The sequence below is a fragment of the Brevundimonas sp. GW821-FHT12C05 genome, from assembly GCF_058807475.1.
Genome location: NZ_JBXAQS010000001.1, coordinates 223,676 through 236,951, shown reverse-complemented (window position 1 = coordinate 236,951; position 13,276 = coordinate 223,676). Strand labels below are relative to the sequence as shown.

Sequence of the window (13,276 nt, the reverse complement as noted above, 5' to 3'; positions counted from 1 at the left end):
GCCTCTCCAAACCCCCTGCGTTCGGAGACGCCCCTTGCGTCGCGCCAGCTGCCAGACCTTCGGCCTTGCGGTCCTCGTCCTCGCGACGACGGGCTCAGTCAACGCGGCCGCCGCCCAGGCCCCGACGCCGCCCCAGGCCCGTTATCTGAACTGGGCCGGCCGCGGCGCCGTCGTCGCCACGCCTGCGCCCGCCGACATCTCGGCCAGAGCAAACACGCAGCCGCGCCGTCCCAATCGTGTCATCCCCCACGGCGGCGCCGACGAGGCTCTTCCCTCAGCCCCAGCTGTCGCCTCCGAGGCGCCGCGCCGCACCCTGACCCCGGCCAACGCCTGGCTCCGTGCGCCCGCGCCTGCTCCGGAACCGGCGCCGATGGTCATGGCGGCCCCCGCCGCGCCGCCGCCGGCGCCTGCGGTCCGTACCGTTCCCGACTTCCTCCCGGACCAGGGCGGGCGCGGCCAGCCGGCGCCCGCCGAGATCGCTCTCGCCGCCGCCCCTCCCGCCGCCGCCGTCGCGGGTCCGTCGGACGATCCGATGGCGCCGCGACGCGACGCTCCGATCTTCCGCCTACAGCGAACGCCGGCGTCCGCTCCGGCGCAGACCGCCCCGGCTCCGGAGCCCCAGGAACGGGCCGAAGCCGCGCCCCCCGCGCCCCAGCCTCCCCGCGTGGCCATGGTCGCGGCCAATCCCGATGATCGTCCCTCCACTCAGAGCGCCCGCTACTATTCGGTGCATCGTCAGAACGGGCGTGAACCCGACGCCCTGACCCTGCCGCAGCCGACCTATGTCGACGCCCTGGCCATCACCACGCCCGTGACCATCGCGTCCCAGGACCTGGCCCAGCCCGAGCAGGCGCCGACCCTGATCCGCGATGCCCAGGGCCGGGTCCGCGCCCAACCCGCCGCGCCGGAAGGGGATTATCAGTGAGCGACACCGTGGCCGTGTCGCGCCTCCCCGACCTGATCGCCCTCGCTGAAGAAGGGTCGAGCGAGAAGCGCCGGGCCCTGCTGCGCGAGCTGACTGAGCATTTCTTCGGTTCGCCCGACCGCACCGCGACCGAAGACACCCTGTACGGCGCTGTCCTGGCCAAACTGGCCGATGACATGGAGACGGCCGTTCGCGCCGAGCTCTCCAGCCGCTTCGCCGCTACCCCGGATGCCCCCCACGCCCTGATCCGCCGCCTCGCCAACGACGAGGCCGCCGTCGCCGGCGCCGTTCTGGCCCACTCGCCGGTGCTCACCGACGAGGACCTGCTGGGCGTCGTCCGCAACCACGGTCAGGATCACCTGCGCGCCGTCTCGGCCCGGCCCTCGGTCTCCGAGGCCATCTCCGAGGTCATTGTCGAGCGCGGCGACGACGAGACGCTCGGGACTCTGCTGCGCAACGACGGCGCCCGCCTGTCGCGAAAGGCGTCCGAGGTCGCGGTCGAGCGGGCCAAGGCCAACCCGGCCCTGCATGACGCCACCGTCTCCCGCGCGGGCCTGCCCGCCGACCTGCTCAACGATATGTATTTCGTCGTCGAGGCCCGGCTGCGGAATCAGATTCTCGAACAGAACGCCCGCATGGACCCGGCCCTCCTGGACGCCGCCCTCGCCGCCGGCCGCACGCGCGTGGCCACCGACGACGGCGCCCTGCCCGCCGACTATTCGGAATGTCTCGCCTACGTCGAGGAACTGAAGGCCGCCGGGCAACTGACGCCCCAGATGCTGGCCCGCTTCCTCCGCTCGGGCGGCCGGACATCCTTCCTGATCGCCTTGGCCCAGTTGTCGGATATCGACTTCCACACCGCGCGCCAGATCGTCGACCGACGTGAGCTCGACGCCCTCGCGGTGGTCTGCAAGGCGGCCGATCTCGATCGCGCCCTGTTCCTGACCTACGCCGTGGTCCTGTTGAACGATGACGGCGACGCCATGGCCAAGGCCCACTCCTACGCCCGCATGTACGCCGAGCTCAGCCGCGAGGCGGCGCTCCGCACCCTGCGCTTCTGGCGTATGCGCCGCGGCGCCCAGGCCGCCTGATCCCAAAACAAAAACGCCCGCCGGAGCGATCCAGCGGGCGTCTTCGTCTGTCCTTGCGGACGCTTACTTCTTGGCGCGGGTCGCGGCGCGGGCCGGCTTGCGGCCGCCCTGGCCCAGGCCCATCTGCTTGGCCAGATCCGAACGCGCCTTGGCGTAGTTCGGAGCGACCATCGGATAGTCCTTCGGGAGGTTCCACTTGGCGCGGTATTCCTCGGGGCTCATGTTGTACTTGGTCCGCAGGTGGCGCTTCAGCGACTTGAACTTGCGACCGTCTTCCAGGCAGATCAGATAATCCGGCGTGATCGACTTGCGGACCGGAACGGCCGGCTCGCGGGGTTCCGGCTCCGGCTCGACCGCACCGGTCGAAACCTGCGACAGCGCCGCGTGGATGCTCGAAATCAGGCCAGGAACTTCCGAAGCCTGCACGTTATTGTTGCCGACATAGGCCGACACGATATCGGCGGTCATCTCGAGCAGTTGCGAAGTCTCTTCCATAGCCATCCCGCCTACAATCTCTGTTCGGTTCGACTGAATCAGCATCGACCAATCGTCGGCGCTTTGAATAGAGAGCTTCTGTTTTGAAAGCAATGGCGCCGTGTTGGGGCCCCAAATCTGATGAGGGACGGCGGTTCGATCCTTCAGCGACCGAAGTTTTCCGCCAACGCCAGCATCGCCGCGCGCTCCGGGGCCGAATAGTCGTCCACCCCCTCCTCTTCGCCGTCCCGGATCGCCCTCAGTAGAGCGGGGGTCAGGGCCGAGGACAGCGACCAGTTCCAATAGCGCAGAACCGTTTGCGCCCGGTCGACGGCCAGCATCTCATAGGTGATCTGCACCCGTTCCCAGACCGGATCGGTAGAGCCGTCCAGCAAGGTTTCGGGACGCCGCATGGATCGCCACAGCAGCTGAAGCTCGCCCCGGCCCAGTCCCGTGGCCTTGCACAGGATGGCCAGCGGCTCGCCGCCCGGATCGCCCAGGATCTTGGCGCCGGTGATCGGCTTCACCCCGGACAGGTAGGCGATCTCGGTCGCGATCTCGCGCGACAGCCCCATCTGGCCCGCCGCGGCCACCGCCTCCTCCAGGCCGCCATACGGGCTCTTGGCGATCGCGGCGCGATTGCGTTGGCGACGCTCGATAAACTGCAGCGCCTTGCGCGACACCGGGTCCTGCCAGCCTTCCTCGGCGGCCATGGCGAAGACGTCCTCGGACACCTCCTGCATCACCTCCCGCGACACGGCGAACCGCTGCAGAATGGTCCGGCGATCCTCGGGACCGCTCCACCAGAACATCACGTAGGCGCCCGATGGTCGCAGCTCGGGCCGCTTCAGCAGGTGGGCGCACAGGTGCCGGTCCGTCCGGCTCAGACTCACCACCCCTTCGACCGCCACCTGGCTCAGTCGCGCCGTCGTATTGCGCAGCACCGCCTCGATGACCTGGCTCTCGCCGAAGCTGAGCAAGGTCTCGCTGACCACCTCCGACAGGCCGCGACGGCTGGCCATCAGGAAGCGGTGCTCGACCTCGGCGTCCCGCGCGCAGGCGACAAGATCGGCGTCGGATAGCGAGGCGCATTGCTCGATCAGCAGGCCAGCGATCTGCGGTTCGTCGCGCAGCAGCATCCGCGCCAGGGCGTTGGGAAGCTCCGCCAGCGGGGCCAGTCGCGCGGCCACCCTGCGTCGGTCTTCCGGGGAGGCCAGACGCAGCATCTCGACCAGAAGGTCGCCGGTCACCGACCGTTCAAACGCATTGATCCGGCTGGCCGGCAGGGACACCACGTCCGCCAGCCTTTTCAGCAACGCATGGCGCGCGCGAAGACCGGCGACGGGCGCGGTCTCCTCAGGCTGGACGGCGGGCTCGGACATATCGTGCCCACGATAAATCGGGCGCGGTTAACCGCCTGTGACGACCGCCGACATCCGACAACCTGAAGTAAAGCCTGTTCTTCCGTCGCCCATAAGCGCCGGCTGATCCGCCTACAGCCCCTCGAACAAAGCCGTCGACAGATACCGCTCGGCGAAGCTCGGGATGATCGCCACCACCGTCTTGCCGGCGTTCTCCTCGCGCGACGCCACGCGGAAGGCCGCCGTCAGGGCCGCGCCGGACGAGATGCCGACCGGGATGCCCTCGACCCGCGCCGCCTTGCGCGCCATCTCGAAGGCGTCCTCGTTCGACACCTGCTCGACGCCGTCGATGACCGAGCGGTCGACGATGGTCGGGATGAAGCCCGCGCCGATGCCCTGGATCTTGTGCGGCCCCGGCTCGCCGCCCGACAGCACGGGCGAGGCGGTCGGTTCGACCGCGATCATCTGCACCGAGGGCTTGCGCGCCTTCAGCGCCTGGCCGACGCCCGTGATGGTGCCGCCCGTGCCCACGCCGGAGATGACGATATCGACCGCGCCGCCCGTGTCGGCCCAGATTTCCTCGGCCGTGGTTTCGCGGTGGATGGCCGGATTGGCGGGGTTGTCGAACTGGGCCGGGCTGACGGCGCCGGGCGTCCGCTCGATCAGATCCTGCGCCATGGCGATCGCCCCCTTCATCCCCTTCTCGGCCGGGGTCAGGACCAGTTCGGCGCCCAGCAGGGCCAGCATCTTGCGGCGCTCGATCGACATGCTCTCCGGCATGACGAGGATCAGCTTGTACCCCTTGGCCGCCGCCACGAAGGCCAGGGCGATGCCGGTGTTGCCGCTGGTCGGCTCGATCAGCACGCTGCCCGGTCCCAGCTTCCCGGCCTGCTCCAGCGCCTCGATCATGGCCACGCCGATGCGATCCTTCACCGAGGCGATCGGATTGAAGAACTCCAGCTTGGCCAGCACCCGCGCCTTGGGCTGGTATTCGGCCGATAGGCGCGGCAACCCCACCAGCGGCGTGTCGCCGATCGTGTCGATGATGGAGTCATAGATCTTGCCGCGGCCCGATTTGCGGTGGCGGCTGGCGTCGTACGAAGCGTCGGTCATGAGGAGGTTTCCGGGCGGCGATCAGAGCGTGACATTAAAGCACGTTCTGCGGGGCTGAACCTCTCCGATCTGGGGTAGGCGCGTCATGACGCAAGGGCCGGATGAAGCCTTCGCGGTCAGTCTGACGCCTGTTCAGGCGATCAGAACTCCTGCCAGCCGTCCTCTTGCACCGTCCCGCCGGCCGCCGCGCCGCCGCCGGCGAAGGCGACGATACGCGCCCGCTCGCGCACCAGCGGCGCGGGCGGTGCGGCGCGAGGCCGAAGGGTGTGCACCGTCGGCGCCGCGCCCCCCGCCCGAGCTCCGGTCTCGAAGCGTTCGACCAGGGCGGCCAGTTGCGCGGCCTCGGTCTTCAGGTTCGCGGCCGCCGCCGTGGTCTCTTCGACCATGGCCGCATTCTGCTGGGTGACCTGGTCCATCTGGTTCACAGCGCTGTTGACCTGCTGCAGACCCGTGGCCTGTTCCTGCGCCGAGGCCGAGATTTCGGACACCAGGGCGTCCATCTCCGCGACCCGTACGACGATGGCCGACAGGGCCGATCCCGCCTCGTCCACCAGCTTCACCCCCGCCGCGACCTGGCTGGTCGAGGCCGAGATCAGCGCCTTGATCTCCTTGGCGGCCTCCGCCGACCGCTGCGCCAGCGACCGGACCTCCGACGCCACAACCGCGAAACCGCGGCCGGAGTCTCCGGCCCGAGCCGCTTCGACCCCCGCGTTCAGCGCCAGCAGGTTGGTCTGGAAGGCGATCTCGTCGATCACCCCGATGATCTCGCCGATCTGCACCGAGCTCTTCTGGATTTCATCCATGGCGGAGATGGCGTCGCGCACGACCTCGCCCGAGCGCTCGGCTTCCGAGCGCGCGCCCGCCGCCGCGGTCGAGGCCTGCCGGGCGCCCTCGGCGCTGCGCCGCACGGTGGCGGTAATCTCGTCCAAGGCGGCGGCGGTCTCCTCCAGCGAGGCGGCCTGCTGCTCGGTACGGCGCGACAGGTCGTCGGAGGCCGACGAGATCTCATCCGATCCGCCGCGCAATCCGCCGACCGCCTCCGTCACCTGCGTCAGCGCCGCCCGCAAGCTGCCGACCGCCGAGTTGTAGTCCTCGCAGATCCGTTGGTGCCCGCCGCTCATCTGCCCCTCGATCGAGGTCGTCAGATCGCCGTCCGACAGGCGCGACAGGCTGGAGGCCAGGGCGTCGACCAGCGTCGTCTGCGCCTGTTCCGCCTCGATCCGCGCGGCCTCGCTGCGACGGCTCTCCTGTTCTTCGCGTGTGATGTCGACGGCCAGCTTGATGACCCGGACCGGGCGACCGTCCGGCCCCATGATCGGATTGTAGGAGGCTTGCAGCCAGATCTCGCGGCGTCCCTTGGCCAACCGCCGGAACTTGCCGGCGGCGAACTGCCCCTCGTTCAGCGAGCGCCAGAAGGCCGCGTACTCCGCCGAGGCCGCCTCGTCCCCATCCATAAAGGTGCGGTGGTGCGCGCCGCGGATCTCGTCCAGGCTGTAGCCCATCGCCAGAAGGAAGTTTTCGTTGGCGTTGATGATCGTGCCGTCGAGATTGAACTCGATGACCGCCTGCGAACGGCCGATCGCCGCCATCCGCCCTTCAAGCTCGGACACCTTGTCCAGCAGTTCCGTATTCTGACGACGCCCGGTGAACATGACAGTCTCCCGCATCGGGCGATCACGATCGCATCGCCACCCCTGATTGCATGCTGCCGCCGTGTAACTTTATGATTGGTTGTCCATGCCTCGCGGATAAACGCGTAGATTGCTCTTAACCCGGAGGTAATCAGCCTTGGCCGGACAAGACCGCTCGGGCTGGGTCGAAGCCGACCACCTCGCGAATGGTGATCATGCTCTTGAACGCCCGCACGTGGGTGTCGGTCGTCATCTCCCGCTGGCAGAAGGCCTCGTACTCGGCCATCGACCGCACCGAGACGTTCAACAGGAAGTCGGTCTCTCCCGTCACATCCCAGCACGCCTGGATTTCGGGGCTGGCCGCCATCGCGGCCTTGAAGGCGTCGGTGTGCCGGCGCTCCTGGGTGTTCATCTCAACCAGCACATGCAGCACGATGCGCGGCTCCACCCGCGCCGGGTCGACCACCGCCACGTCGGCGACGATCACCCCCTCCGTTCGCAACCGGCGCAACCGACGCAGCACGGCCGATTCCGACAGGCCGACCGCCTCCGCCGTGACCCGTGCCGGTTCCAGGTTGTTGCGCCGGACGCGCGTCAGCAACTCGTGGTCAAATGCGTCGAGAGTGACGAATTCCGTCATATGGAGAACTTTTGTGACGATTTCAGCTGCATTGGAGCCTGAAATCGCCGGGAAGCGCAATCGGTTCCGAGCTATGCTTTGCTTATGTATATGACCGCCGCCCGCCGCTCCCTGTCCTCCCCCGCCTTCCTGACGGCCATGCCCTATCTGGCGTTGCTGCTGGGCATGGTGTCGCTGGCGGTCGGCACGTCTTACGCCAAGCAACTCTTCCCCATCGTCGGCGCCGAAGGCACCTCGGCCCTGCGCGTCGGCCTGTCCGCTCTCGTGCTGGTCGCGATCTGGCGGCCCTGGCGGTTCCGGCTGAACCGCGCCGACGCCGGGCGGGTGCTGCTCTACGGTCTGGTGCTGGGTCTGATGAACCTCAGCTTCTACATGTCCCTGCGCACCATCCCGCTGGGCCTGGCCATCGCCATCGAGTTTTCAGGCCCTCTGGTCCTGGCCTTGATCCACGCGCGGCGACTGATCCATTTCGTCTGGATCGCCTGCGCCGTCGCGGGCCTGGGCATGCTGCTGCCGATCTGGAGCGGGACCCACGCGCTCGATCCCGTCGGCGTGGCCTTCGCCGCCGCCGCGGGCGTGTTCTGGGCGCTCTACATCGTCTTCGGCAAACGCCTGTCGCACATGCATGCGGGCCAGTCGGTCGCGCTTGGCATGAGCACCGCCGCCCTGGTCATCTTGCCCTTCGGCGTCGCCACCGCCGGGATGAACCTGCTGGCCCCCGCCGTCCTGATCGTGGGCCTGTGCGTGGCGCTGGCCTCCAGCGCCCTGCCCTATTCGCTTGAGATGATCGCGCTCCGCCACATCCCCAAGCGCACCTTCGGCGTCCTGCTCTCCGGCGAGCCGGCCATCGGCGCGATCGCGGGCCTGATCCTGCTGCACGAACAACTCAGCGGCCTGCAGTGGCTGGCCATCGGCTGCATCATCGTCGCCTCGGTCGGCGCCATCCTGACCACGGGTCGCGACACACCGTCCGACGCCCCGGTTCCCACAGCCAACTAGGCCGATCTTCACCTCCGGTTAACCACGATCCCGCATCCGTGGAGGCCTGTTCAGGGGTCCCGTTTGCGCAATCTCGCCGCCGCCGTCGAAGCGATCGATCCGCTGGTCGTGACCGGCAAGGTCGCGGGCGTCAGCGGGTTGCTGATCGAGTCCAAGGGCGGACTCAGCCGCCTGGCCGTCGGCGCCCGCGCCGAGATCGAGCGCGGACGCGGCCTCAGCGCCCTGCCCGCCGAGGTCGTCGGCTTCCGCGACGCCAAGGCCCTGCTGATGCCCTTCGGCCCGGTCGAGGGCGTGGCCCCCGGCGCCGACATCCGCATCATCGACACCGCCGCCAGCGTCCGCCCGACCACGGCCTGGCTGGGCCGCATCATCGACGCCTTCGGCAATCCCATCGACGGCAAGGGCCCGCTGCCCCAGGGCCCGGCCTCCTATCCCCTGCGCGCGCCCCCGCCCCCGGCCCACTCACGCGGCCGGGTCGGCGAGCGCCTCGACCTCGGCGTGCGCGCCATGGATGTCTTCACCACCACCTGCCGGGGCCAGCGCCTCGGCATCTTCGCCGGCTCGGGCGTCGGCAAGTCGGTGCTGCTGTCCATGCTGGCCAAACAGGCCACCTGCGATGTCGTCGTCGTCGGCCTGATCGGCGAACGGGGCCGGGAGGTCCGCGAGTTCATCGAGGAGACCCTGGGCGAGGAAGGTCTGAAGCGCGCCATCGTCGTCGTCGCCACTTCCGACGAACCGGCCCTGAAGCGCCGCCAGTCAGCCTACATGACCCTGGCCATCTCGGAGTACCTGCGCGATCAGGATCTTGAGGTCCTGTGCCTGATGGACTCCGTCACCCGCTTCGCCATGGCCCAGCGCGAGATCGGCCTGGCCGCCGGCGAGCCGCCGACGACCAAGGGCTATACGCCGACCGTCTTCACCGAACTGCCCAAGCTTCTGGAGCGCGCGGGCCCCGGCCCGGTCCGCCCCGACGGCACCACCGCGGGGCCGATCACCGCCCTGTTCACCGTACTGGTGGACGGCGGCGACCATGATGAGCCCATCGCCGACGCCGTGCGCGGTATCCTGGACGGCCACATCGTCATGGACCGCAAGATCGCCGAGCGCGGCCGCTTCCCGGCCATCGACGTGCTGAAGTCCGTCAGCCGGACCCTGCCGGGCTGCCAGACGCCGCCCGAGCGCGAGCTGAACAAGCGCGCCCGCCAATGCCTGTCGGCCTATGCGAACATGGAGGAGCTGATCAAGATCGGCGCCTATCGCACCGGCGCCGACCCCATCGTCGATCGCGCCATCGCGCTGAACCCCGCGCTGGAAGCTTTCCTGGGCCAGGACAAGGACGACCACACCGGTCTTTCCGATTCCTTTACCCGGCTGGAAGCAATTCTGAACCAAGGCATGATCAGCCAGTGACTGGAGTTTACCTATGACCGCCTGGGCCCAATCGCTGATCCGGATCTCCAACTACGAGGTCGAGACGCTGCAGAAGCGCCTGGCCGAGATCACCGCGCGCCGCGCCTCCGCCGAAATGCGGCTGGCCGTGCTCGACGCCGAGGTCGAGGTCGAGCAGGAGCGCGCTCGTCAGGACGCCGACGCCGCGATGCTGCTTCAGGCCTATCTCAACGGCTGGAAGCTGCGGAAGTCCGCCGCCCAGAATGACGTGGCCGAAATCGACGCCGAGGAAGTGGGCGCCCGCGACGCCCTGACCGGCGCCTTCGAGGAACTGAAGAAGTTCGAGCACGTCGCCGAAACGACCCGTCTGGCCGCCATGATCGCCGCCGGCAAGCGCGAGACGGCGGCCTTCGACGAAATGGGCCTGCGCCGCCGCGCGAGCTGATCCGTCGCACGGCCAACATCCGCCACAGTCCCCCGAAATCTATCCTTTAGCTTGGCCGTTCACATGGCCTTGGCGCCGCGTTTCGCGCATGTGGGAGTTCGGTGATGCGTCTTCGTGTTCTGGTGTCCGGCCTCGTCGCCCTGGGCCTGCTCGCCGGCTGTGTCGGCGCTCCGAGCGAGCCGCTGCTGCGTCCCCCCCCCGCCGCCGGCGCCCCGCTCCCCGGCTGGGTGATCCGCCTCGACCCAATCGAGACGCGGGACCGCGCCGCCCTTCAGCGAACCGCCGACGACCTGCCGGGCGCGATCCGGGTCCGCAACGACGTCGACCTGTATCGGCTGGTCTACTGGACCCAGGTGAAGGGACGGCCCGTCCCGGTCTCGGGCCTCGTCGCCATTCCACGCGGCGGCGCGCCCAAGGGGGTGGTCGTCTATCTGCACGGCACCACGACGACCCGCGCCGTCTCGCCCTCCCTCCCCGGCCGGGCCGACGGCGACCAGGAGGCGGCGGTCTTCGCCGGCTCGGGCTACATCACCCTGCTGCCGGACTACGTCGGCCTGGGCGAGTCCGACCTGCCGCAGGCCTATCTGGTGGCGCAGCCGCAGGTCGACGCCGCCGTCGACATGCTCAAGGCGATCCGCGGGGTGGGCGGCGTTCCCGGCCTCCCGGAGCGCCTGCCCCTGTTCCTCATGGGCTTCTCGCAGGGCGGCCAGAGCGCCGCGGCCTTGCATCGCGCGCTCGAGCGGCGCCCCGCCGGCGGCTACGACCTGGCAGCCACCGTGGCCATCGCCGGTCCGCACGACCTGCTGGGCGCGGTCGTCGGCAAGCTGGACGGGCCCGACGCCGAAAGCCCGCGCAACGTGGCCTATCTGGCCTTCGCCGCCACGGCCTACGCCGCCTACTACGATCACCCCCTCGACACCCTGCTGACGCCCGAGCTGGCGCGGATCGTCCCGGGCCTGTTCGACGGGACCCATTCGCCCGAGGACATCGTCGGCCAGTTGCCCTCCGACACCCGCCGGCTGTTCCGGCCCGAGGCCCTGGCGGCGCTCAAGGCCGGGACCGGCTGGTTCGCCCGGGCCCTGCGCGAGAACCAGACTGCCGCCTGGACGCCCCGCGCCCCGCTGCGGCTCGTGATCGGCGAGGCGGACGAGGACGTGCCACCCGCTTCGTCCCGCGCGCTTCTCGACCATGCCCGACGGAGCGGGACGGTCACGGCGCAAACCGTGCCGGGCGCCGACCACATGGGTGCGGCGGCGCAAAGCTACGCGCCGACCCTGACCTGGTTCGAGAGCCTGTCCGGCGGCTCCTGAGGGACGACAGCCCCGTCTTCACCAAATGGGTACGACCGGCGCCCTAGGTTGCGTCCATGATCTCGCGCCGGACATGCCTGACCGCCCCCCTGGCCCTCGTCGCCTGCGACCGGCTGGCCTCGGCCCAGCCTGCGCCCGGTCCGATCGCCGCGCCGTTGAAGGGCATCGTCCCCGCCCCCTTCGGCGCTACCGGCATGACCTGGCAGTTGGACCAGCCCGACTGGATCGCCGCCGTCCGCCGCCATTGCTCGCAACTGACCCCCGAGTGGGAACAGAAGATGGAGCGGACGCTGGGCGCCGGCTTCGCCTACGATTTCTCCGCCTCCGACCAGGTCGTCGCCTTCGCCCGCGACAACGGCCTGCGCGTCCACGGCCATACCGTGATCTGGTATTCACAGGGTGCCGAGGTCTTCAACGACGCTGCGGTTCCGCGCGCCCGCTTCGCCGCCGAGTATGACCGCTACATCTCCACCTTCGTCGGCCGCTATCGCGGTCAGATGGCCGGCTGGGACGTCGTCAATGAGCCGGTCGCCGAGGACGGAAACGGCCTGCGCGACTGCCACTGGAGCCGCGCGCTGGGCATGGACGGCTACATGGTCCGCGCCTTCGAACAGGCCAAGGCGGCCGACCCGGACGCGATCCTCTTCCTCAACGAATACAATCTCGAGAACATCCCGACCAAGGGCGCGACCTTCCTCAAACTGGTCGAGCGCCTGCTGAAACTGGGCGCCCCCATCGGCGGCATTGGGACCCAGTCGCACCTCGATATCGAGATTCCGGCCGGACAGATCACCAGCTTCATGCGCGACGCCGCCTCGCTGGGCCTGCCGATCCATGTGTCGGAACTGGATTTCCCGATGCAGCGAGACGGGCGCATGCCCGACCTGCGCTCCATGACCGAAAAGCGCGCCCAGCAGGCCGCCCGCGTCGGCGAACTGGCTGAAGCTTTCGCCCTCCTGCCCGAGCGCCAGCGCTACGCCTTCACCACCTGGGGCCTGCGCGACATCGACAGCTGGCTGGTCCGCGAAGGCCGCAGCAAGGACAGCCCGCTGCTGCTGGATGCGGAGGGCCGGGGCAACCCGGCGTATCAGGCGGTGGTGGACGCCTTCACGGGACGGGCGGGCGCCTAGATCAGCGCCGCGCTGATCCCCGCCGACGCCAGGTCCGCCAGCAGTCCAGCGACCGCCGCCGCCACCTTGGCCTCATCACGTCCGCGCACGACCAGATGGGTCCCGACCTCTCCGACCGATCCGTGCCCGAACGGATAGCTGCCGAAGCTGACCTCGCGCTCGGCCTTCGCCGCCGCCGTCAGGATGTCGGCGATCGCGCCCTCACCCACGCCGCTGACCCGAACGGTCCGTGACAGCACCACCGCCCCGGTCCGCAGGCGCGGCGCCACGTCCTCCAGCATAGCGGTCATGATCTTGGGCACGCCCGCCATCACGAAGACATTGCCCATCTGGAAGCCCGGCGCGTCCGTCACCGGATTGGCGATCAGCGTCCCGCCCTCCGGGATCCGCGCCATCCGCCGCCGCGCGGCGTTGAACTCTCCCGGTCCATAGCGCTTCTCCAGGATCGCCACCGCGTCCGGATGCTCCGGCAAGGCAACCCCAAACGCCTTCGCCACCGCATCAGCGGTGATGTCGTCATGCGTCGGCCCGATGCCGCCGGTGGTGAAGACATAGTCGTGGGCGTCGCGCAGGGCGTTCAGGTTGTCGACGATCTGCTCGGTCCGATCCCCGACCGTCCGCGCCTCGATCAGGTCGATGCCCAGCGCTGTCAGGAACCGCGCGATGGTGTTCAGATTGGTGTCCTGCGTCCGCCCGGACAGGACCTCGTCCCCGATGATCAGAACGGCGGCGGTGGGGGATGCGTCGGTCATGCCTCCAAGCTAGAGG

Annotated in this window: 13 protein-coding genes; 7 read left to right on the top strand and 6 right to left on the bottom strand. The window is 69.3% G+C overall.

Annotated elements, in window-relative coordinates; all coding sequences use genetic code 11:
• The first annotated feature begins 34 nt into the window (after positions 1–34).
• Together AC1RRF_RS01065 and AC1RRF_RS01060 are read left to right on the top strand one after the other, a co-directional pair.
• Positions 35–925 carry a hypothetical protein gene (locus tag AC1RRF_RS01065; protein ID WP_492831992.1) on the top strand — a complete coding sequence of 297 codons (891 nt, stop codon included), beginning with the start codon at positions 35–37 and terminating at the stop codon, positions 923–925.
• Positions 922–2,016: a DUF2336 domain-containing protein gene (locus tag AC1RRF_RS01060; protein ID WP_492831990.1), complete on the top strand. Its 1,095-nt coding sequence runs from the start codon at positions 922–924 to the stop codon at positions 2,014–2,016. The genes AC1RRF_RS01065 and AC1RRF_RS01060 overlap by 4 nt, the downstream gene beginning before the upstream one ends.
• 63 nt (positions 2,017–2,079) lie before the next feature.
• On the opposite strand, the gene AC1RRF_RS01055 is transcribed toward AC1RRF_RS01060, so the two are convergent.
• The 5 genes from AC1RRF_RS01055 to AC1RRF_RS01035 all read right to left on the bottom strand — a co-directional run bounded on the left by AC1RRF_RS01055 (position 2,080) and on the right by AC1RRF_RS01035 (position 7,235).
• Positions 2,080–2,511: a Ros/MucR family transcriptional regulator gene (locus AC1RRF_RS01055; protein WP_492834119.1), complete on the bottom strand. Its 432-nt coding sequence runs from the start codon at positions 2,509–2,511 to the stop codon at positions 2,080–2,082.
• Between the two features lie 143 nt (positions 2,512–2,654).
• A complete protein-coding gene (locus AC1RRF_RS01050; RefSeq protein WP_492831989.1) occupies positions 2,655–3,872 on the bottom strand; it encodes a DUF2336 domain-containing protein in 1,218 nt (405 codons plus the stop codon).
• Positions 3,873–3,983: 111 nt separating this feature from the next.
• Positions 3,984–4,964: a cysteine synthase A gene (gene cysK / locus AC1RRF_RS01045; RefSeq protein ID WP_492831987.1), complete on the bottom strand. Its 981-nt coding sequence runs from the start codon at positions 4,962–4,964 to the stop codon at positions 3,984–3,986.
• Between the two features lie 140 nt (positions 4,965–5,104).
• Positions 5,105–6,616: a methyl-accepting chemotaxis protein gene (locus tag AC1RRF_RS01040; RefSeq protein ID WP_492831985.1), complete on the bottom strand. Its 1,512-nt coding sequence runs from the start codon at positions 6,614–6,616 to the stop codon at positions 5,105–5,107.
• A 130-nt stretch (positions 6,617–6,746) separates the two neighbouring features.
• A complete protein-coding gene (locus tag AC1RRF_RS01035; protein ID WP_492831983.1) occupies positions 6,747–7,235 on the bottom strand; it encodes an Lrp/AsnC family transcriptional regulator in 489 nt (162 codons plus the stop codon).
• A gap of 90 nt (positions 7,236–7,325) precedes the next feature.
• Here AC1RRF_RS01035 and AC1RRF_RS01030 point away from each other — a divergent pair, with 90 nt between their 5' ends.
• The 5 genes from AC1RRF_RS01030 to AC1RRF_RS01010 all read left to right on the top strand — a co-directional run bounded on the left by AC1RRF_RS01030 (position 7,326) and on the right by AC1RRF_RS01010 (position 12,508).
• Positions 7,326–8,234, top strand: a complete 909-nt coding sequence (locus tag AC1RRF_RS01030; RefSeq protein WP_492831981.1) for an EamA family transporter — start codon at positions 7,326–7,328, stop codon at positions 8,232–8,234.
• A 63-nt stretch (positions 8,235–8,297) separates the two neighbouring features.
• Positions 8,298–9,644, top strand: coding sequence for a flagellar protein export ATPase FliI (gene fliI, locus AC1RRF_RS01025; protein WP_291832623.1), 1,347 nt, complete (start codon positions 8,298–8,300; stop codon positions 9,642–9,644).
• A gap of 13 nt (positions 9,645–9,657) precedes the next feature.
• Positions 9,658–10,068: a flagellar export protein FliJ gene (locus AC1RRF_RS01020; RefSeq protein WP_492831979.1), complete on the top strand. Its 411-nt coding sequence runs from the start codon at positions 9,658–9,660 to the stop codon at positions 10,066–10,068.
• Between the two features lie 104 nt (positions 10,069–10,172).
• Positions 10,173–11,378 carry an alpha/beta hydrolase family protein gene (locus AC1RRF_RS01015; RefSeq protein WP_492831977.1) on the top strand — a complete coding sequence of 402 codons (1,206 nt, stop codon included), beginning with the start codon at positions 10,173–10,175 and terminating at the stop codon, positions 11,376–11,378.
• 56 nt (positions 11,379–11,434) lie between these two features.
• Complete coding sequence (locus tag AC1RRF_RS01010; RefSeq protein ID WP_492831975.1) at positions 11,435–12,508, top strand: endo-1,4-beta-xylanase; 1,074 nt, start codon at positions 11,435–11,437, stop codon at positions 12,506–12,508.
• Here the strand turns inward: AC1RRF_RS01010 and AC1RRF_RS01005 are convergent.
• A complete protein-coding gene (locus AC1RRF_RS01005; RefSeq protein WP_492831973.1) occupies positions 12,505–13,260 on the bottom strand; it encodes a competence/damage-inducible protein A in 756 nt (251 codons plus the stop codon). The two genes, AC1RRF_RS01010 and AC1RRF_RS01005, sit on opposite strands and share 4 nt — an antisense overlap.
• Positions 13,261–13,276 lie beyond the last annotated feature (16 nt).

Coding starts and splice junctions, on each gene's coding strand:
- AC1RRF_RS01005 (WP_492831973.1), bottom strand. CDS start 13,260: ATGACCGACGCATCCCCCACCGCCGCCGTTCTGATCATCGGGGACGAG.
- AC1RRF_RS01010 (WP_492831975.1), top strand. CDS start 11,435: ATGATCTCGCGCCGGACATGCCTGACCGCCCCCCTGGCCCTCGTCGCC.
- AC1RRF_RS01020 (WP_492831979.1), top strand. CDS start 9,658: ATGACCGCCTGGGCCCAATCGCTGATCCGGATCTCCAACTACGAGGTC.
- AC1RRF_RS01015 (WP_492831977.1), top strand. CDS start 10,173: ATGCGTCTTCGTGTTCTGGTGTCCGGCCTCGTCGCCCTGGGCCTGCTC.
- AC1RRF_RS01055 (WP_492834119.1), bottom strand. CDS start 2,511: ATGGAAGAGACTTCGCAACTGCTCGAGATGACCGCCGATATCGTGTCG.
- AC1RRF_RS01050 (WP_492831989.1), bottom strand. CDS start 3,872: ATGTCCGAGCCCGCCGTCCAGCCTGAGGAGACCGCGCCCGTCGCCGGT.
- AC1RRF_RS01035 (WP_492831983.1), bottom strand. CDS start 7,235: ATGACGGAATTCGTCACTCTCGACGCATTTGACCACGAGTTGCTGACG.
- AC1RRF_RS01040 (WP_492831985.1), bottom strand. CDS start 6,616: ATGTTCACCGGGCGTCGTCAGAATACGGAACTGCTGGACAAGGTGTCC.
- cysK (WP_492831987.1), bottom strand. CDS start 4,964: ATGACCGACGCTTCGTACGACGCCAGCCGCCACCGCAAATCGGGCCGC.
- AC1RRF_RS01030 (WP_492831981.1), top strand. CDS start 7,326: ATGACCGCCGCCCGCCGCTCCCTGTCCTCCCCCGCCTTCCTGACGGCC.